The 22,258-nt window shown below is 73.5% G+C and carries 1 protein-coding gene; it reads right to left on the bottom strand.

Going from position 1 to position 22,258, the window contains the following annotated elements; translation table 11 throughout:
• Positions 1-79 precede the first annotated feature (79 nt).
• Positions 80-22,138 carry a non-ribosomal peptide synthetase gene (locus EQ874_RS12070; protein WP_129976875.1) on the bottom strand — a complete coding sequence of 7,353 codons (22,059 nt, stop codon included), beginning with the start codon at positions 22,136-22,138 and terminating at the stop codon, positions 80-82.
• Positions 22,139-22,258: the final 120 nt, after the last annotated feature.

The following is a 22,258-nucleotide window of genomic DNA, read 5'->3' as shown; positions in this document are numbered from 1 at the left end:
TCAGTGAATCGACCCCCCGAGGATTAATCCAACTCATAATGTGCATCCCATTTCATGCATAGTGTGCATGACATGGGTGTCAGTTCCGGCGGTTCCCGTTGCGGGCGGCGACCGGCACCTCGGCGCGTGCCCAGCGGCGCAGCGTGGCGTCGCTCTCGGTCAGCCGCGCCGACAGCACCGCGATGATCGTCTCGACCGCCCGGGCGCTCACCATCTCGTGGTGAGCGCAGTCGAGGCGGTATTGGTGGATCTCCCCCGCGATCACGTTGTGCCAGGCCGCCACCGCCGGGATCGGGGCGTCCGAGCGGGCCGCGGTGAAGAACAATGCGTCCCCGTCGAAGGTGTCCGGTTCGTGCCGGCGCGCGGCACGCGCGGTGTCGGTGGACCCGGCGTGCAGGCGTTCGAGGTGGGCGGCGGTCAGGCCGGTGCCGCCACCGAACGCCTCGTCGAGGACTGCGGCGGCGTGCTCGAAGCTCGGCTCGTCGTCGTCGACGGGAAGCCCGAGATCGCGCAGCATGTCGCGGGTGCCGACGGCCGGGGACGCCCCGACGACCAGGTGGCTGTCGAGCAGCGCGAGGGTGTCGACGATCTCCCCGGCGCGGCGCAGTTCGACGGCCACGGCGTGCGCGACCACCCCGCCGAGGGACCAGCCGAGCAGATGGTACGGCCCGTGCGGCTGCACCCGCCGGATCTCCCGCACGTAGTGGCGGGCGAGCGCGGTGATGGTGTCGTGCCGTGGGCCGCCGGACAGGGCCGGCAATTGCAGTCCGTAGACGGGCCGGTCGTCGAGGCGGTGCGCGAGGGTGCTGTACGGCCAGGCCAGCCCCGCGGCGGGATGGATGCAGAACAGTGCCGTGCCGGTGCCGGGGCGCAGCGGGACGAGCACCCGGAACGCCTCGTCGATTCCGTTGCTCGCCTCGGGGTCGCCGCTGCTCAGGTGCGCGGCGAGCTCCGCCGGGGTGGGGTGGGTGAAGATCGAGGCGATCGGCACCCGGCGGCCGAGTCGTTCCCCGAGAGCGGGCAGCAACCGGGTCGCCAGTAGCGAGGTGCCGCCGCGCTCGAAGAAGTCGTCGTCGACCCCGGCCCGGTCGAGACCGAGATGTTCGGCGAACAGGTCGGTGAGGAGCTTTTCGAGGTCGGTGCGCGGGGCCCGGTAGTCCCCGGCCGGGGCGGTGAACTCCGGGGCGGGCAGCGCGGCCCGGTCGAGTTTGCCGGCCGGGGTGAGCGGGATGTCGTCGAGCACGGTGATCACCGCCGGCACCATGTGCGGCGGAAGATGCTGCGCGACGAACGTTCTCACTTCGGCGGCGGTGACCTCGGCATTCGGGGTGAGGCGGATGTAGGACACCGGCAGGGCCTGCCCGGACGGGGCGGTGTGGCCGAGAGTGTGGGCGAAGACCACCTGGGGGTGCGCGGTCAGCGCCGTGTCGATCTCGCCGAGTTCGACACGGAACCCGCGGATCTTGACCTGGAAGTCGGTGCGGCCGACGTAGTCGAGGCGATGATCGGCGGTCCACCGCACCAGATCCCCCGTGCGGTACATCCGCTCCCCCGAGCCGGTGGGGTCGGGCACGAACCGGGCCGCGGTCAGCGCGGGCCGCGCGTGGTAGCCGCGGGCCAGACCCGGCCCGGCGACATACAGTTCCCCGGCCACCCCGACGGGCACGGGCTGGAGCCGTCCGTCGAGGACCAGCGCGCGGAAGCCGCGGCTGGGGGTGCCGATGGTGACCGGTTCCCCGGCCGTCAGGGGGTCGCCGAGGGAGGTCATGATGGTCGCCTCGGTGGGGCCGTAGGCGTCGATCATGCGACGCGAGTGGGCCCAGCGCGCCACCAGCTCCGGGGGGAGCGCTTCGCCGGCGACGAGCAGGGTGTGCAGCTCGGGGACGGTGTCCGGATCCAGCGAGGCCAGCGCGGTGGGGGTGATGAAGGCGTGGCTGACCCGCTGCGCACGCAGCACCGCGGCGAGCTCGTCGCCGCCGTAGACGTGCGGCGGCACGACCACCAGGGTTGCGGCCGCGCTCAGCGCCATCATCTGCTCGAAGATCGACGCGTCGAAGCTCGGCGATGCCAGATGCGACACCCGCGCCGCAGCGGTGACCTGCAGCCGGTCGCGTTCCTCCCGGGCCAGGGAGGCCAGGCCGCGGTGGGTGACCGTCACGCCCTTGGGGCGGCCGGTGGAGCCGGAGGTGTAGATCAGGTAGGCGGGATGATCCGGGTGCAGCACCGCGGGCCGGTCCGCGTGGTCGATCGGTGCGACCGGCCCGGCGATGAGGTCGAGGTCGTCGAGGACGAGCCAGTCCACCTCGTCGGGCAGGGCGTCGCGGTGCGCGGCGACGGTGATGCCGATGCGCGCGGCGCTGTCGCCGAGCATGAATGCGATGCGGTCGGCCGGATAGGTGGGATCGACCGGCACGAACGCCGCGCCGCTGCGCACCGTGGCCCACACCGCGGTGACCGAGTCGAGTGAGCGCGGGACCGCCAGGGCGATCACCTGTTCGGGTCCGGCGCCGCGGTCGAGCAGGCGCCGCGCGAGCCGGGTGGCGCGGGCGTCGAGTTCGCGGTAGGTGACCTGCCGGTCGCCGTCGACGACCGCGACGGCGTCCGGGGCGGCGGCGACGGCGGTGTCGAGCAGCTGCGGCCACAGCACTGCCGGTTCCGGCTGCGGCCCGATCGCGGGTACCAGCGCGGTGTGTTCGGCGACGGTGAGCAGGTCGAGGTCTCCGACGGGGCGGTGCGGGTCGGCGGCGATCGTGTGCAACAGCCGGCCGAAGCGGTCGGCGAAGCCGCGCACCGTCTCGGCGTCGAACAGGTCGGTGGCGTAGACGAAGGCGGCATCGAGCCCGCCCGTGGTGTTCTTTCCGATCAGCAGTTCGAGGTCGAAGTTGCATACCACCGGATCGAGCGCGACGCCGTGCACGCTCAGGTGCGGCAGTTCCACCGCGGGCAGCTCGGCGGTGTGGAACTCGAGGGAGACCTGGAACAGCGGCGAGTGCGCGGTCGAGCGGGTCGGGGCGAGGGTGTCGACGACCCGGTCGAAGGGCAGATCGGCGTGCGCGAAGGCGTCGAGGTCGCTGTCGGTGACGGCGGTGAGCAGGTCGGTGAAGGACCGTTCGGCGGGTACCGGGGTGCGCAGCACCACGGTGTTGACGAACATGCCCACCACCTCGTCGAGGGCACGGTGGCCCCGGCCGGCGACCGGGGAGCCGACGGCGATGTCGTCGCTGCCGGACAGGCGGGCCAGTAGCACCGCGAAGGCGGCGTGCACGGTCATGAACACGGTGCTGTGCCGGTCGGCGGCGAGCTGTTGCAGCCGGGCGAGCAGGTCGGCGTCGACGGTGAAACGGGTGATGTCGCCGCGGAAGGACTGCTGCGGGGGTCGGGGCCGGTCGGTGGGCAGCGCCAGCACCTCGGGCAGCCCCGCGAGGCGGTCCTGCCAGTAGGCGGTCTGGTCGGCGGCGAGACTGCCGGGGGCGGCGGGGTCGCCGAGCCGGTCGAGCTGCCACAGGGTGTAGTCGGCGTACTGCACCGGCAGCGGCCCGAAGGTCGGGGTCTCGCCGCGGCTGCGGGCGGCGTAGGCGATCATCAGGTCGCGGGCGAGCGGGCCGGTGGAGCCGCCGTCGGCGGCGATGTGGTGCACGACGAGCACGGCGAGATGGTCGTCGCGGTCGAAGGCGAACACCCGTGCCCGCACCGGGATGTCGACGGTGACGTCGAAACCGGCGCCGAGGAAGTCGGCGACGGCGGTGGGCGCGGTGTCCTCGGTGGCCGGCACCACGTCCAGCGGCAGCGGTGCGTCGGCGGCGGCGAGGATGCGCTGGTGTGGTCCGGTGGCCGAGGCCGGGTAGACGGTGCGCAGGCTCTCGTGCCGGCTCAGCAGGTCGTGCAGGGCGGCGCCGAGCGCGGCCGGGGACAGATGTCCGGACAGCCGGATGGCCAGGGGGATGTTGTAGGCCGCGGAGGTCGGGTCGAACTGGTTGATGAACCACAGTCGTTGCTGTGCCGGGGACAACGGAATGTGGTGGGGGCGCGGCCCGGCGACCGGGCCCAGTGTGGTTCCGGCGGCGGGTTCGGCGGTGTCGGTGGTGGCGGGCCGCTCGTCGAGGTGCGCGGCGAGCGCGGTGACGGTCGGTGCTTCGAACAACGCCCGCACCGGTACGGGCCGGCCGAGCCGGTCGCCGAGGCGGGCGACGGCGCGGGTGGCGAGCAGCGAGTTGCCGCCGAGGTCGAAGAAGTTGTCGTCGGCGGCGAGCCGGTCGAGGCCGAGCACCTCGGCGAGTTCGTCGGCGACGAGCGACTCGAGTGGGTCGGTGGGCGCCGGGCGGTCGTCGGTGGCGGCGCGCAGTTCCGGGGCCGGCAGCGCGGCGCGGTCGAGTTTGCCGACCGGGGTCAGCGGGATCTCGTCGAGCACGCTGATGACGGTGGGCACCATGTGCGCCGGAAGACGCTCGGCGACATGGGATTTCACCGCGGTGGGGTCGATGTCGGCGCCGGGCGCGGGATGCAGGTGGGCGACGAGGACCGTCTCCCCGCTGGGGGCGCGGTGGGCGACGGTGGCGGCGAAGCCGACACTCGGGTGCGCGGCGAGCACGGCGTCGATCTCGCCGAGTTCGACGCGGAAACCGCGGATCTTGATCTGGAAGTCGCTGCGCCCGATGTAGTCGAGGCGCAGATCCTGCGCGTCGAGGTCGCCGACCCAGCGCACCAGGTCCCCGGTGCGGTACATGCGTTCGCCGGGGGCACCGTAGGGGTCGGCGACGAACCGGGCGGCGGTCAGCGCGGGCCGGGCGTGATAGCCGCGGGCCAGGCCCCAGCCGGCCAGATACAGTTCGCCGACGGCACCGAACGGCACCGGCCGCAGCGCGGGGTCGAGGACGACGGCGTGCACCCCGCGCAGCGGACCGCCGAGGGTCAGTGGCTCGTCGACGCCCAGGGGGTCGCTGATCGCGGCCATGATGGTCGTCTCGGTGGGCCCGTAGGCGTCGACGAGGCGCCGGCCGGGCGCCCAGGTGACCTGCAGGTCCGCCGGCCACGCCTCCCCACCGACCGCGAGATCGGTGAGGTCGGTCAGATCCGCCGGATCGAGGGAGGCGAGCGCGGCGGGGGTGATGAACCCGTGGGTGACCCGCTGCTCGCGCAGCAGCGCGCCGAGTTCGGCGCCGCCGACGATGCGCGGGGGCACGATCACCAGTTCGGCGCCGGACCCGAACGCCAGGAGGTATTCGAAGATCGACGCGTCGAAGCTCGGTGAGGAGACGTGCATGACCCGCGCGCCGGGTCCGGCACCGAAGCGGCTGCGCTGGTCGCGGGCGAAGTTCTCCAGGCTGCGGTGGGTGGTGAGCACCCCCTTGGGGCGGCCGGTCGAGCCGGAGGTGTAGATCAGGTAGGCGGGATGATCCAGCCGCAGCGCGACGGGGCGGTCGGTGTCGTCGAGCGTCGTGGGGTCCTCCCCCGCCGCGTCGCGGTCGAGGTCGTCGAGCAGCAGCCACGGCACCGTGTCGGGGAGTTGCGCGCGGTGCGCGGCGGTGGTGAGGCCGACGGTGGCGCCGCAGTCGTCGAGCATGAACGCGACCCGCTCGGCCGGGTAGCGCGGGTCGACGGGCACGAACGCCGCCCCGGTCTTGGTGATCGCCCACATCGCGGTCACCGACTCGATCGAGCGGGCGATGCCGAGGGCGACGAAGGTCTCCGGGCCGGTGCCGTGGCGCAGCAGCACCCGGGCCAGCCGGGTGGAGCGTTCGTCGAGCTCGCGGTAGGTGAGGACCCGCTGCCCGTCGCGCAGCGCCGGTGCGTCCGGGTGGGCGGCGGCGGTGGCGGCCAGCAGCTGCGGCAGGGTCGCGTCGCTGCCGCCGGCCGGGCCGTGTACGGGCAGCAACGCGGCCTGTTCGGCGGCGGTGAGCGCGGGCAGCGCCGTGATCGGGGTGGCCGGGTCGGCGGTGAGCGCGTCGAGGACGGCGGTGATGCGCGCGGCGATCGCGGCGACGGCGGCGCGGTCGAAGACCTCCGGCAGGTATTTCATGCGCAGGTGCACGGCGGTGTCGGTGTGCACGACCACCGACAGCGGGTAGTGCGCCGCGTCGCGGCCGACGATGTCGGCGACCCGCATGCCGGCGAGGTCGGTGTCGCGGTCGAGACCGGCGCGTTCGACCGGATACGACTCGAAGACGGTGAGGGTGTCGAAGCGCACGGCGGCGCCGAGGTGCCGGTCGAGGGTGCCCAGGTCGAGGTGGTGGTGGTCGAGCAGGGCGACCTGTTCGGCCTGGATGCGGTCGACGAGGGCGCCGACGGTGTCGCCGGGCCGCACGGTGATGCGCACCGGGACGGTGTTGATGAACAACCCGACCATCGCCTCGATGCCGGGGATCTGCGGTGGCCGGCCGGAGACGGTCGCGCCGAACACCACGTCGGTGCGGCCGGTGAGCGCGCCGAGCACCAGCCCCCAGGCGGTCTGCACGAGGGTGTTGACGGTGATGCCGCGGGCGGTGGCGGTGTCGTGCAGCCGCACCGACAGGGCGGTGTCCAGGTCGACGTCGAGGTCCTCGGAGATCCCGGCGGTGGTGCCGGGCCGGTGCTGGGGGGCGAGCAGGGTCGGCTCGTCCACCCCGGCCAGGGCGCGGCGGTAGGCGTCGAGGGAGGCGTGCGGATCGCGGTCGGCGAGCCAGCTCAGGTAGCTGCCGTAGTGCGGTGCCGGCGGCAGGGCCCGCAGGTCGCCGTCGGTGGTGTAGAGCACGAGCAGTTCCCGGATCAGCACCGGGGTGGACCAGCCGTCGAGCAGCAGATGGTGGTTCGTCACTGCGAGCAGGTGCCGGCCCGGGCCGGTGTGCACCACGGTCGCGCGCAGCAGCGGCGCGGTCTCGGTGTCGAAGCGGGTGCGCCGATCGAGCGCGAGCAGTTGGGCGGCGGCGTCGTCGGGGTCGGGGTCGTCGCTGGTGTCGGCGACGGTGAACGGCACCTCCACGTGGGTGGGGACGACCTGCACGTGCCCGTCCCCGGCGGCGGGGAACGCCGCGCGCAGCGCCGGATGCCGGTCGAGCAGCAGTTGCAGGGCGCGCCGCAGCCGGTTCGCGTCGACCTCGCCGCGCAGGTCGAGCACCAGTTGCACGATGTACGCATCGGGGCGGTCCCCGGCGAGCAGGGCGTGGAAGAGCAACCCGGTCTGCAGCGGGGCGGTCGGCCACACCGTGTCGAGGCGCCCGTAACGCTGCTCGAGGCGTTCGATGACGTCCTGGTGCAGACGCACCAGCGGCAGATCCGAGGGGGTCAGTCCCCCGGCGTGCGGGCTGCGGGTGTGCCGGGTCAGGGCGGTCGCGGCGGTGGCGAACCGGTCGGCGAGGGCGGTGACGTCGGCGGCGTCGAGCAACCCGGCCGGATACGACCAGTGCACCTCGAGCACCGGCCCGTTCGGGGTGTCGGTGGTGACGGCGTTGATGTCGAGCACCGCCGCGGCGGGCATGTCCGGGCTCTGCGCCCCACCGTGGGGGAAGCCGTCGATGGGCAGCCACGCGGTGTCGGTGTCGGTGATCCCGGCGGTGGGGCGACCGAGATAGTTGAAGCTGACCTGCGGTACCGGGGCGTCGGCGAGCCGCGCGGTGGTGTCGGCGTCGAGATGGCGCAGCAGCCCGAAGCCGGTGCCGTGGTCGGGGACGGCGGCGAGGTGTTCCTTGACGGTCTTGACGGCGCGCCCGGCGGCCGGGCCGGCGGCGAACGCGTCGTCGAGGTCGATGCCGGTCAGGTCCAGGCGCAGCGGGTGGATGGTGGTGAACCAGCCGACGGTGCCGGACAGGTCGGCGCCGGCGGCGGCGGTGCTGTCGCGGCCGTGGCCTTCGAGGTTGAGCAGCAGCGAGGCGGGGTCGTGGCCGCGGTCGCGGCGCCAGGCCGCCACCGCCAGGGCGAGCGCGGTGAGCAGCCCGTGGTCGACGGCGCCGTGGAAGGCGGTGGGCACGGCGGTGAGCAGCGCCTCGGTGACGGCGGTGGGCAGTGCGGTGGTGAGGGTGGTGACGGTGGCGTTGGTGTCGCGCACCGGATCGAAGGCCCGGTGTCCCAGCGGCGGGTTCGGTCCGTCGAGCACCCGGCGCCAGAAATCGAGTTCGGTGCGGCGGGTGGGGGCGGCGTCGCGCAGGGCGTGCGCCCAGCGGCGCACGCTGGTGCCGGTGGGTGGGGGCAGCAGCGCACCGGCACCGGTCGCGGTGGCCGCCCACGCGGCGGCCAGGTCGGGCACCAGGATGCGCCAAGACACCCCGTCGACGGCGAGATGGTGGATGACGACGAGCAACCGGCCGGCGCCGCTGGCGGTGTCGAACCACACCAGCTGCACCACCCGCCCGCGATACGGGTCCAGCCGGTCGGCGGCGGCGTCGAGTTCGGTGGCGGCCAGGGCGAAGAACTCGTCGCTGTCGGCGGCGCTGGTGACCGGCACCCGGTGGATGACGGTACCGGCGTCGACGCTGCCCGGCGCGGGGACGTGCAGCAGGTGCCCGCCGGGGGTGTCCGGCGCCGGCCGCAGCTGCACCCGCAGCATGTCGTGCCGGTCGAGGACGGCGGTGACGATCGCGCGCAGCGTCGCCGCGTCCAGGCCGGTGGGCAGACGCAGCAGCAGTGCCTGCGAATAGCGGCCGATGCTGCCGCCGCGGTCGAGCATCCAGTGCGCGATCGGCGGCAGCGGCAGGTCGCCGACCCCGCCGCCGGGTAGCTCCGCAAGGGTCTCGGTGGGGGCGGCGGTGCCGACGACGGCGGCGAGCGCGGCGGGGGTCTTGTGTTCGAACACCGCGCGGGGGGTCAGGTCCAGGCCGGCCGCCTTGGCGCGGGACACCAGTTGGATGGACATGATCGAGTCGCCGCCGAGAGCGAAGAACGAATCGTCCACCCCCACCGTGGGCAGACCCAGGACCTGCGCGAACAGTTCGACGAGGACGGTTTCGGGGCCGCGCGCCGGGGCGCGGGAGACGGTGGTGCGGGCGGCGAAGTCGGGGGCGGGCAGCGCGCGCCGGTCGAGTTTGCCGGTGGCGGTGACCGGCAGGGTGTCCAGCACCACCAGGGTGGACGGCAGCATGTACGCGGCGAGCTGCCCGGCGGCGTGGTTCAGCACCACGTCGACGTCGAGATCGTGGCCGGTCTCGGGCACCACGTACCCGACCAGACGTTCGGTGGTGGTGCCCGGGGCGGTGTGTACGACGACCACGGCGCGGGCGACGCCGGGGGCGCGCAGCAGTGCCGCTTCGATCTCGCCGAGTTCGATGCGGAAGCCGCGCAGCTGCACCTGGAAGTCGGCGCGGCCGAGATATTCGATCTCGCCGTCGCGGGTACGCCGCGCCAGGTCACCGGTGCGGTAGAGCCGCTGCCCGGAGGTGCCGTGCGGGTCGGCGACGAACCGGGTGGCGGTCAGATCGGGACGGCGCAGATAGCCGCGCGAGAGCTGGGCGCCGGAGACGTACAGTTCGCCGATCACCCCGGTGGGCACCGGATGCAGCCGGCTGTCGAGGATGTGCAGGCGCAGCGACGGCAGCGGCGCTCCGATCAGGCTGGCCGCGGCGGTGGCGGCGAGGTCGCGGGTGATGGTGCGGGCGGTGACGTGCACGGTGGTCTCGGTGATGCCGTACATGTTCACCAGCGTCGGGGCGGTGTCGTCGTGGCGCCGGTACCAGCGGTCGAGCTGCGCGAAGTCGAGGGCTTCCCCACCGAAGACGACCCGGCGCAGCGCCGGCAGGTCGGCGGCGGCGCGGTCGGCGTCGATGAGCTGGTAGAAGGCCGTCGGGGTCTGGTTGAGCACGGTGACCCGTTCGCGGCGCAGCAGTGCCAGGAACTCCTGCGGGTTGCGGGCGGTGTGGTAGTCGACGACTACGAGCCGGGCGCCGTGGGCGAGCGCCCCCCACAGTTCCCACACCGAGAAGTCGAAGGCGTAGGAGTGGAACAGCGTCCACACATCGGCGGCGTCGAAGCCGAACATCTCGGTGGTGTCGGTGAGCAGGGTGACGACGGTGCGGTGTGGCACCACCACGCCCTTGGGGCGGCCGGTGGAGCCGGAGGTGTAGATGACGTACGCCGCGGCATCCGGATGCACCTGCGGCAGTCCGTCTGCGCCGGTGGGCATCTCGGTGAGGCGGGTGCGCACGGCCGGGTCGTGCAGGTCCACGATCGGCGGGGTGTGCGGCGGGAGACCGGCGGCGTGCTCGGCGGTGGTGAGCAGGCACACCGGGGCCGCGTCGTCGAACATGTACGCCAGCCGATCCGGGGGGAACGCCACGTCGACGGGCAGATAGGCGGCGCCGCTGTGCAGCACGGCGAGCAACGCGACGATCAGGTCGGTGCCGCGCGGCAATGCGACCGCGACGAGCCGGTCCGGGCCGGCGCCGTGCTCGGTGAGCAGCCGGGCCAGGCGCTGCACCCGGTCGGTGAGTTCGGCGTAACGCAGCGATCCGTCGGGGGCGGTGACCGCGGTGGCGGCCGGATCGCGTCCGGCGCCGCGGGCGTAGACGTCGAGCAAACTGTCCGGGACCCGGTGGGGCGGGACGGGTGCGGCGGGGCGTTCGTCGGCGGTGAGCAGATCGACGTCGCCGATCGGGCGGTGCGGGTCGGCGGTGACCGCGTCGAGCAGCCGCACCAGCCGCTGCGCGAAGGAGGCGACGGTGGTGGGATCGAACAGGTCGGTGGCGTAGGTGAACGCCGCCGGTATCCCGCCCGTCTCCCCCGCAGCGCCGGGGTCGGTGTTCTGCAGGGTCAGTTGCAGGTCGAACTTGGCGACCGGCAGCTCCGGGTCGAGGGCGTCGACTTCCAGCTCGGGCAACACCAGCCGGGCGGGTTCGGTGTTGCCGTATTCGAGGACCACCTGGAACAGCGGGGACCGGTCGGTCTCGCGGGCCGGGGCGAGCACGTCGACGAGGGTCTCGAAGGGCAGCTCGGTGTGGCCGAAGGCCGCCAGGTCGATCTCGCGGGTGCGGTGCAGATGATCGGTGAACGACAGGGCGCCGTCGACGGGGGTGCGCAGCACCACGGTGTTGACGAACATGCCGACCAGGTCGTCGAGGGCGCGGTGCCCGCGGCCGGCGACCGGGGAGCCGATGACGATGTCGGATGTGCCGGTCAGGCGGGCCAGCAGCGCCGCGAACCCGGCGTGTACGGCCATGAACACGGTGGTGTCGTGCTCGGCGGCCAGCGCCTCGAGGCGTCGCTGCACGGCGGTGGGCACGGTGAAGTGGTGCAGGGCGCCGCGGAAGCTGCGCTGGGTGGGGCGGGGCCGGTCGGTGGGCAGCGGCAGCAGTTCGGGGGCGTCGGCGAGGGTGTCGCGCCAGAATTGCAGCTGGGTGGCGGCGAGGGAGGCCGGGTCGTCCGGGTCGCCGAGCAGGCGGCGTTGCCACAGCGCGTAGTCGGCGTACTGCACCGGCAGCGGCGCCCGGTCCGGGGCGGTGCCGGTGGTGCGGGCGGTGTAGGCGAGCATCAGGTCGCGGGCCAGCGGCGCCATCGACGAGCCGTCGGCGGCGATGTGGTGCACCACCACCGCGAGCACATGGGTGTGCTCGTCGAGGCGCCACAGCCGCAGCCGCACCGGCACCGCCGCGGCCACGTCGAAACCGGCGCCGACGAACTCGCCGAGTGCGGGGGGCAACTCCTCGGCGGTGACCGGCCGGGCGGTCAGGACCGGCAGGACCCGGTCGGTGTCCACGATCACCTGCCGCGGGCCGTGTTCGTCGCCGGGATACCAGGTGCGCAGGCTCTCGTGCCGGTCGAGCACGTCGCGCACCGCCGCGGTGAGCGCCGCGACGTCGAGGCGGCCGGACAGGCGGATGGCCAGGGGGATGTTGTAGGCGGCGGAGGTGGTGTCGAACTGGTTGACGAACCACATGCGTTGCTGCGCCGGGGACAGCGGCAGCCGCTCCGGGCGTTCGGCGGCGACCAGCGGCACCCGGCCGTGCCCGCCGTGGTCGTCGAGGATCCGCGCGGCCAGCGCCCGCACCGTGGGGGCCTCGAACACCGCGCGCACCCCGGCGTCGGTGCCGAGCGCGGCGTTGAGGCGGGCGACGACGCGGGTGGCGATCAGCGAGTTGCCGCCGAGATCGAAGAAGTTGTCGTCGACGGAGACCTGGGGGTGGCCGAGGATCTCGGCGACGATCTCGGCGACGGTGGCCTCGAGGTCGGTGCTCGGGGCGCGGTAGTCGCCGCCGAGACGGGTCAGATCCGGCACGGGCAGGGCGCGGCGGTCGAGTTTGCCGACCGGGGTCAGTGGCAGCTCGTCGAGCAGCACCACGGCGGCGGGCACCATGTGGCCGGGTAGCCGGGCCGCGGCCCAGGCGCGCAGCGCCCGCGGATCGATCTGCCCGGCAGTGGTGTCGGTGAGATCGGGCAGCACATAGGACACGAGCACGGTGTCGCCGCTGGGGGCGGTGTGCCCGATGGTGTGGGCGAAGGCGATCGCGTCGTGGGCGGTGAGGGCGGCGTCGATCTCACCGAGTTCGATGCGGAAGCCGCGGACCTTGACCTGGAAGTCGGAGCGGCCGAGATATTCGACGGTGCCGTCGTGCCGCCACCGCACCACATCACCGGTGCGGTACATGCGTTCGCCGGGGTCGCCGTAGGGGTCGGCGACGAACCGGGTGGCGGTCAGGTCGGGGCGGCGGTGGTAGCCGCGGGCCACACCCGCTCCGGCGATGTACAGCTCCCCGGCCACCCCGACCGGGACGGGCCGCAGCCGGTCGTCGAGGACGGCCTGGTGGAAGCCGACGGCGGGAGCGCCGATGGTGACGGTGTGCCCGGGCCGCAGGGGCGGGCTGACGCTGGTTTCGATGGTGGCCTCGGACGGGCCGTAGCCGTTGAACATGCGGCGCCCCGGCGCCCAGCGCGCCACCAGCTCCGGGGGGCAGGCCTCGCCGGCGACGACGAGCACCTCGAGGTCGTCGAGTCCGGTGGGGTCGAGGGAGGCCAGCGCGGTGGGGGTGATGAAGGCGTGGGTGACCTTCTCCTCGCGCAGCAGCCGGGCGAGTTCGTCGCCGCCGTAGACGTCCGGCGGCACGATCACCAGGGTCGCGCCGGCGCAGAACGCCTTGGTGAACTCGAAGATCGACGCGTCGAAGCTCGGCGACGCCAGATGCGAGACGCGGGCGTGGTGGGTGATGGTGAAGTGGCTGCGCACCTCGGCGTTGAGGTTGGTCATGCCGCGGTGGGTGACGACCACGCCCTTGGGGCGGCCGGTGGAGCCGGAGGTGTAGATGAGGTAGGCCGGGTGGTCGAAGTGCAGCGGGGCGGTGCGGTCGGCGTCGGTGATCGGGGCGGTGTCCGCTGCGGCGATCCGGTCGGTGACGGCCGGGTCGTCGAGCACCAGCCACGGCACCTGCACCGGCAGCGCGGCGCGGTGCGCGGCGGTGGTGATGCCGAGGGCGGCGGCGCTGTCGGTGAGCATGTAGCTCACCCGTTCCGGGGGGTAGGCGGGGTCGACGGGCACGAAGGCCGCACCGGTCTTGGTCACCGCCCAGACCACCGCCACCGATTCGAGCGAGCGGGTCAGGGCGAGGGCGACGACGGTTTCCGGTCCGAGTCGGTACTCCTCGACGAGCAGCCGCGCCAGGCGGGTGGACCAGGCGTCGAGCTCGGCGTAGGTGATCTGCCGGTCGGCGAAACGCAGGGCGACCGCGTCGGGCAGGATCGCGGCGACCGAGGTGAGCAGTTCCGGCCACAGCTGCGGCGAGACCGGCGGCAGACCCCGCGCCGGGGTCAGATCGGCCAGTTCCCGGTCGGTGACGATGTCGATGCTGCCGACCGCGAGGTCGGGGGCAGCGGTGATGGCCTCGACGATCCGCACGAAGCGGTCGGCGAACGAGGCGACGGTGTCGGCGTCGAACAGGTCGGTGGCGTAGGTGAAGGCGCCGCGGATCCCGGCGGGGCCGGCGGCGTCGGTGGTCTCGGCGATCGACAGTTGCAGGTCGAACAGGGCCAGCATCGGCTCGAGGTCGAGGGCGCGGACCGTCAGGTCGGGCAGTTCGATCTCGGGGCGTTCGGTGTCCTGGAATTCGAGCAGCACCTGGAACAGCGGGGTGTAGGCGGTCGAGCGGGGCGGGTCGAGGACCTCGACGAGCCGCTCGAACGGCACCTCGGTGTGCCCGAAGGCGGTCAGGTCGCCGGTGCGGATGCGGTCGAGCAGCGCGCTGAACGGTTCGTCGTCGTCGACCCGGGTGCGCAGCACCACGGTGTTGACGAACATGCCCACCAGGTCGTCGAGGGCGCGGTGCCCGCGCCCGGCGACGGGGGTGCCGACGACGATGTCGTCGCTGCCGGACAGCCGGGCGAGCAGCACCGTCAGCGCGGCGTGCACCAGCATGAACACCGACGCGTCGTGGGCGCGGGCGATGTCGAGCAGTCGCCGGTGGGCGGCGGCGTCGAGGGTGAACGGGATGCGGGCCCCGCGCCGCGACGGTTGCACCGGGCGGGGCCGGTCCAGCGGCAGTTCGAGCAGGTCGGGGGCGCCGTCGAGGGCGTCGCGCCAGAACCGGAGCTGTGCGGCGGCGAGGGAGGCCGGGTCGGTGTCGTCGCCGAGCACCCGATGCTGCCAGAGGGTGTAGTCGACGTACTGCGCCGGCAGCGGTGGCCACTGCGGGGTCTGCCCGTCGTGGCGGGCGCTGTAGGCGGCGATGACGTCGCGGGCCAGCGGCCCCATGGAGAAGCCGTCGGCGGCGATGTGGTGGGCGACGAGCACGAGCACGTGCTCGTCCTCGGACAGCGCGAGCACCCGGATGCGGATGGGGATCTCGGTGGCCACGTCGAAACCGGCGGCGAGGATCGGGGTGAGCCGGCTGTCGAGGTCGGTGTCGTCGACCTCGGTGCCGTCGTCGACGGTGAGCACGACCAGGTCGGGGACGGCGGCCGCGGCGGGCACCACCACCTGCACGGGTCCGTCGTCGGCGAGCGGATAGCGGGTGCGCAGCGATTCGTGCCGGGCGACGACATCGCCGATGGCGTGGTGCAGCGCCGCCTGGTCGAGCCGGCCGGACAGCCGCAGGGCGACGGCGATGTTGTAGGCCGGGGAGGTGGTGTCGAACTGGTTGACGAACCACATGCGCTGCTGCGCCGGGGACAGCGGGATCGGGTCGGGGCGCGGCCCGGCCACGGGTGCGCCGCGCCCGGCGTCGGCGCGGTCCGGCCGGTCGAGGTGGGCGGCGAGATCGGCGACCACCGGATGATCGAAGATCTCCCGGATGCCGAGGTCGCTGCCGGTGTCCGCGGCCAGGCGCGCCGCGGCGCGCATGGCGAGCAGGGAGGTGCCGCCGAGGTCGAGGAAGTGGTCGTCGGCGCCGACCGGGCCGACGTCGAGCAGATCGGCGAAGACGGTGGCGACGAGCTGTTCGGTGGGGGTGCGCGGCGCCCGGTAGCCACCCGCGGCGGTGGCGGCCGGCGGGGCGGGCAGCGCGGCCCGGTCGAGTTTGCCGTTGGGGCCGACGGGCAGCGCGTCGAGGACGACGAGGGCGGCGGGCACCATGTAGTCCGGTAGCCGCGCGGCGAGGTCGGCGGTGACCGCGGTGGTGTCGATGCTGCGGCCCGGGGTGGGCACGAGATAGCCGGTGAGCCGGTCGTCGGCGCCGTGGTGGACGAGCACCACCGCCTGCCCGATCTCGGCGCGGGCGCGCAGCACCTGCTCGATCTCCCCGAGTTCGATGCGCAGACCGCGGATCTTGACCTGGAAGTCGGTGCGCCCCAGATACATCAGGGTGCCGTCGGCGCGGCGGGTGGCCAGATCCCCGGTGCGGTACATCCGTTCCCCCGGCGCGCCGTAGGGGTCGGCGACGAACCGGTCGGCGCTCAGGCCGGGACGGTGGAGGTAGCCGCGGGCGAGCTGGATCCCCGCGAGATACAGTTCGCCGACGGCGCCGGCGGGCACCGGATGCAGCCGCGCGTCGAGCACATGGGTGCGGGTGTTCCACACCGGCCGGCCGATCGGCACCGCCCCGTGGTCGGTGTCGGTGCTGGTCCACGCGGTGACGTCCACCGCGGCTTCGGTGGGCCCGTACAGATTGTGCAGGGCGGTGGGCGGCAACGCCTCCCGCAGCGCGGCGGCGGTCTCGGCGGGCAGCGCCTCCCCCGACGCGAACACGTGCCGCAACGTGATCGGCTTCCGGTCGTGGCGGTGCAGGGCGTCGACGAACACCGCGAGCATCGACGGCACGAAATGCGCCACGGTGACCCGCTCCTCGGCGAACAGCCGCAGCAGATAACCGGGATCGCGGTGCCCGCCGGGGGCGGCGACGACCAGCCGCGCCCCGACCTGCAGCGGCCAGAAGAACTCCCACACCGACACGTCGAAGGTGGCGGGGGTCTTCTGCACCACCGTGTCGGTGGCCGTCAGCGGATAGCTGTGCTGCATCCACCGCAGCCGGTTGACGATCGCCGCGTGCGGCACCGCCACCCCCTTGGGGCGGCCGGTGGACCCGGACGTGAAGATCACGTACGCCAGGTGCGCGCCGGCCGGCTCCGGCCGGTCCGCCGGGGTCAGGGCGGCCGGGGATTCGTCGTCGAGGTCGAGTCGGTCGAGCCGCAGCATCTCCGCGCCGGTGTCCGGCACGACGGCGGCGACGTCGCCGGTGGTGAGCACCGCGACGGGGGCGGCGGTGTCCAGGACGTACCGCAGTCGTTCGGTGGGATGCTCGGGGTCGAGCGGCAGATAGGCGGCGCCGCTCTTGACGATCGCGTACATGCCGACGAGCAGCTCGAGGGAGCGTGGGACGGCCAGCGCGATCACCCGGTCGGGGCCGGCGCCGGCGCGCAGCAGCCGCCGGGCGAGCCGGTTGGTGACCGCGTCGAAGTCGGCGTAGCCGAGGGTGCGGCCGTCGACGGTGACGGCCGGGGCGTGCGGGGTCGCGGCGACCTGCGCGGCGAACACCGCCCCCAGGGTGGTGATCGGCCCGGTGTCGGCGGTGGTGGCGTTCCACACCTCGAGGACGGTGCGGCGTTCGTCGGCGGTGAGCAGGTCCACGTCCCCGACGGGCACGGCCGGGTCGGCGGTGACCGTCTCGAGCAGCCGCACGAGTCGCTCGGCGATCGCGGTGGCGGTGCGCGGGTCGAACAGGTCGGTGGCGTAGGACAGGGCCCCGCGCAGCCAGGTGGTGCGGCCGGTGTCGTCGGCGACCGCGCCGAGCTGCAGGTGCAGATCGAATTTGGTGGTGTGCGTGTCGATCTCGGTGATATCGACGTCGAGGCCGGGCAGGATCAGGTGGGCGCCGGTGGTGTCGGCGAAGGCGAGCATGACCTGGAACAGCGGCGAGTACGCCGCCGAGCGGGCCGGCACCACCGCGTCGACGAGCCGGTCGAACGGCAGGTCGGTGTGCGCGAAGGCCGTCAGGTCGGTGTCGCGCACGGTGGTGAGGAACTCGGCGAACGGCAGCTCGGCGGGCACCGCGGTGCGCAGCGCGACGGTGTTGACGAACATGCCGACCAGATCGTCGAGGTGGCGGTGGCTGCGCCCGGCGACGGGACTGCCGACGACGATGTCGTCGCCACCGGACAGGCGGGCGAGCAGCACCGCCAGGGCGGCGTGCACGACCATGAACTCGGTGGCGGTGTGGGCGTGGGCGAGCTGCCGGATCCGCCCGAACAGGCCGGGGTCGATCTCGACGTCGACGCCGGCGCCGCGGAAGGACTGCTGCGGCGGGCGGGGCCGGTCGGTGGGCAGCGCCAGCAGCTCGGGGGCGCCGGCGAGGATCTCCCGCCAGTACTCGAGTTGCCGGGCGGCGCGGGAGGCGGGGTCGTCGACGTCGCCGAGCAGCTGCGCGAACCACAGGGTGTAGTCGGCGTACTGCAGCGGCAGCGGCGCCCAGTCGGGGGCGGTGCCGGCGGCGCGGGCAGCGTAGGCGGTGACCAGATCCCGGGACAGCGGGGCCAGCGACGCCCCGTCGGCGGCGATGTGGTGCACCACCACGGCGAGCACGTGCTCGTCGTCGGCGATGCGGAACAGCCGCATCCGCAGCGGCGGGTCGACGGTGACGTCGAAACCGGCCGCGACCACCGCGGCGACGTCGCCGTCGAGATCGGTGGTGGGGGTCGGGGTGAGATCCACGGCGAGCGCGTCGACGGGCAGCACCTGCTGGATCGGTCCGGCGGGGGTGGCCGGGTAGACGGTGCGCAGCGCCTCGTGCCGGGCGAGCACATCGGTGGTCGCCGCGAGCAGCGCCGCCGGGTCGAGGTGACCACGCAACCGCAGCGCGACCGGGATGTTGTAGGCGGCGGACGTCGGATCGAGCTGGTCGACGAACCACAGGCGCTGCTGGGCGGCGGAGACCGGGACGGGATGCGGGCGCGGAAGCACCGGTGTCGGGGCGGGCCGGTCGACGTCGTCACCGGCGGGCAGGTTCGCGGCCAGCGCCCGCACCGTGGGGGCCTCGAACAGCGCCCGCACCCCCAGATCGGTGCCGAAGGCGTCGTTGATGCGGGAAATCACCCGGGTGGCGACCAGCGAGTTGCCGCCGAGCTCGAAGAAACTGTCGTCGGCGCCGACCTCGGCGACACCGAGCCGATCGGCGAAGATCGCGGCGAGGACGGTCTCGGTGGGCGACATCGCCGCCGCGGCACCGCCGCCGGTGCCGCCGAAGACCGGTTCGGGCAACGCCGTGCGGTCGAGTTTGCCGACGGCGGTCAGCGGGATCTCGTCGAGCACGACGACCGCGGCCGGCACCATGTGGGCGGGCAGCCGCTGCCCGAGCGCGGCGAGCACCGCCTCGGAGTCGAGGCCGTAACCGGGTTCGGGCAGCAGATAGGACACCAACATCGGTTCGCCGGAGGGGGCGGTGCGGCCGAGGGTGACCGCGAACGCGATACCGTCCTGGTCGCTCAGCGCCGCGTCGATCTCGCCGAGTTCGATGCGGAAGCCGCGGATCTTGACCTGGAAGTCGGAGCGGCCGAGATACTCCACGGTCGGCGGACGGTCCCTACCGCTGCGGGCGACCCGGTCGCCGCCGGACAGATGCCAGCGGCTGACGTCGCCGGTGCGGTACATGCGGCTGCCGGGCGGGCCGAAAGGGTCGGCGACGAACCGGGTCGCGGTCAGGCCGGGCCGGTGGAGATAGCCGCGGGTCACACCCGGTCCGGCGATGTACAGCTCCCCCGCCACCCCGACCGGCACCGGATGCAGCCGGCCGTCGAGGATCAGTTCGTCGATCCCGCACACCGGGCTGCCGATGGTGATGCGTTCACCCGGCTTCAGGGTGCCGGTGATATTGCAGACGATGGTGGTCTCGGTGGGCCCGTACGCGTTGAACATGCGCCGGCCGGGCGCCCAGCGCGTCACCAGCTCCGGCGGACACGTCTCCCCCGCCACCGTGACCACCTCGCAGCCGAGTTCGGTGGGATCGACCGACGCGAGCGCGGCCGGGGTGGAGAACAGGTGGGTGACGTGCTCGTCGCGGAGCACGGCGCCGAGTTCGGCGCCGCCGTAGACGTGGGCGGGCACCACCACGAGGGTCGCGCCGATGCCGAAGGCGGTCATGTACTCGAAGATCGACGCGTCGAAGCTCGGCGAGGAGAAGTGCGACACCCGCGCCGCCGGGGGTGGGGCCAGGCGGGTGTGCAGGGTCGCCGACAGGTTCGCCAGGCCGCGGTGCGGCACCACCACCCCCTTGGGGCGTCCGGTCGAGCCGGAGGTGTAGATCAGATAGGCGGGATGGTCGAACAGCAGCGTGGCCGGGCGGTCGTCGTCGGTGATCGGGTCGGCGCTCGCCTGCCCGATCCGCGCATCGAGATCCGGATCGTCGAGGACCAGCCAGGGCACCGTGTCGGGCAGCTCGTCGCGGTGCGCGGCGGTGGTCAGACCCAGCAGCGCCCCGCAGTCGGTGAGCATGTACTCGATGCGTTCGGCCGGATAGTTCGGGTCGACGGGCACGAAGGCGGCCCCGGACTTGGCGACCGCCCAGATCACGGCCACCGACTCGACGGACCGGACGATGCCGACGGCGACGAAGGTCTCCGGCCCGGCGCCGGCGGCGACGAGGACGCGGGCGAGCCGGTTGGACCATTCGTCGAGTTCACGGTAGGTCAGGCGGCGATCCTCGCACACCACCGCGTCGGTGTCCGGCACGACCGCGGCGACCGCCCCGAGGATCTCCGGCAGGGTCTGCGCGGAGCGGGCCGGGTCACCGTGCGCGGGGACCAGCCCGGCCACCTCGTCGCCGCCGACGAACGGCAGGTCCCCGGTGGGCAGCCACGGATCGGTGAGCACCGCGGTCAGGGCGCGGCCGAGCCGCCGGCCGGTGGTGAGGGCGATGCCCGCGTCCACCTGGTCGGGCCGGTAGCCGGTGCGGACCCGCAGGACGGTGTCGCTGGTGTCGATCGCCAGGTGCACCGCCGCGGCCATCGCCTCGGTGTGCGGGGTGGGGTCGTCGAGGGACAGCACCACCGGGACCGACGGGGCGAGGCGGGTGAGCACGGCCGGGTCGACGTCGGCGTGGGCGGTGAGTTGCTCGCCGAGGGTGCGGACGCGGCGCACCAGCTCGGCGAAGGGTTCGGCCGGGTCGATATCGATCCGCAGCGGCAGCACCACGCCGTCGCGGGCGACGCCGAGGAGGACGTCGTCGTGACCGGTCAACCGGGCGGTGAGCACGGCGGTCGCGGCGTGCAGCACCGCGGCGACCGTGGCGTCCGGGGCGTCGTCGTCGGCGGGGGCGAACCGCGCGGCGAGTGCCGCGGCGGTCACCGCCAACCGGTCTTCGACGTCGGCGGGGGTGTCGGTGGCGGGTGCGGTGACCGGGCGGGGTAGCTCCGACCGGTCGGGGGCGCCGGCGAGCTGCTCCCGCCAGTAGTCGGCGGTGGCCGCGGCCCGGCGACGCTGCTCCGCCAGTGCCACGCTGGCCGGATGGATCGCGGTGACCGCCCGGCCGGGTGCGCTGCGCAGGAACTCGCCGAGCAGGTCGACGAACCGGTCGTGGTGGGTGTGCAGTTCGTCCTCGTCGTAGCGGTGCGGGTTGCCGCGGAAGTCGAGATAGGTCCGTGCCGGGTCGCCGCTCTGATAGATGTTGACCAGCAGGTCCTCGACGGGACCGGAGGTCATGATGTGGAATTCGCCGCGGATGTCGCCGAGCACGATCTCCTGCCGGAACAGCATGACGTTGACCATCGGCCCGGCATAGCGGTGCGGGTCGCCGGCCGCGCCGGTCTCGCGGCGGATGTCCTCGAGGCTGAACCGCTGGTGCCGCAGCGCCCCGGTGAGCTCGAGTTGCACCCGCCGCACCAGATCGGTACGGGTGTCGCGCGGGTCGAGGAAGATGCGCAGCGGTGCGGTGTTGACGAGCATGCCGCCGGAGCGGCGGGCCACGGCGGTGGTGCGGGCGAAGACCGGCAGGTTGATCATCACGTCGTCGCGGCCGGTCAGGCGGGCCAGATAGCACGCGAACGCCGCGACCACCGCGGCCGTCGACGACAGGCCCGGTTCGTCGTCCACGGCGGTCAGGGCGTCGACGAGTGCGTCCGGCAGGGTGCGGCTCGACAGCAGCGACACCGCGGCGGTGGGGGCGTCGCGCCGGGCCAGGGTGGAGCCGTCCTCGAGTCCGGCGACCCGTTCGATCCAGTAGTCGCGGTCGGTGCGGTAGCGCTCGGAGGTGCGGTACTCGCGGTCCCAGTCGTAGAGGGCGCGCAGGTCGGCGGCGCGGGACGGTGCGGGTTCGCGGCCCTGCACCTGCGCGGTGTACAGCGCGGCGATCCGGTTGACCATCGTCATCGCCGCGAACCCGTCGAGGGCCACGTGGTGGATGCGGGCGTACCAGAGGAACCGGTCGTCGGCGACCTGCAGGAGCGTCATGTTCACCAGCAGGTCGGTGGCCAGATCGACCGGGGTGGCGTAGTCGGCGGTCATCCAGGCGTGCGCCGCCGCCATCGGGTCGGGGTGACCGCGGAAGTCGAGCAGTGGGATCTCGGTGCGCTCCTCGACGGCGGGGTCGACGTACTGGACGGGCTCACCGTCGACGTCGACGACCCGCAGATAGGCCGACTGGAACTCGGCGCCGGCGCGGTATCCGCAGCGGCGCAGCAGATCCAGGTCCGGGGCGCCGCGCAGATCGACGTACTGCGCGATACACACCGGCACCTCGGGTGCGAGCTGCTGCGCGAACCAGATGGCTCGTTGCGCGGACGACAGTGGAAAAGCTCCGGCCGGTATCTGCGGACGACGGTGTCGCAGCGACATGTCCCCTCCGAAAGCGATGTTGTTGGCCGTGATCGGCGTGTGTCCCCCGACATCGCGTGCGAGGGGCGACCCCGGTGCCGCCGGGCGTGCGGCGCCGCGATCGGACCCCCGTTCGATCGT

The sequence above is a fragment of the Rhodococcus sp. Q1 genome, assembly GCF_004153645.1.
GTDB classification, from domain to species: domain Bacteria; phylum Actinomycetota; class Actinomycetes; order Mycobacteriales; family Mycobacteriaceae; genus Rhodococcus; species Rhodococcus gordoniae.
Note: the sequence above shows the minus strand (reverse complement) of the source record. Positions and strands in the feature narration are given on the sequence as shown.

Excerpts from the sequence above, each read along its gene's own strand:
- EQ874_RS12070 (WP_129976875.1), bottom strand. The coding sequence starts at position 22,138 with ATGTCGCTGCGACACCGTCGTCCGCAGATACCGGCCGGAGCTTTTCCA.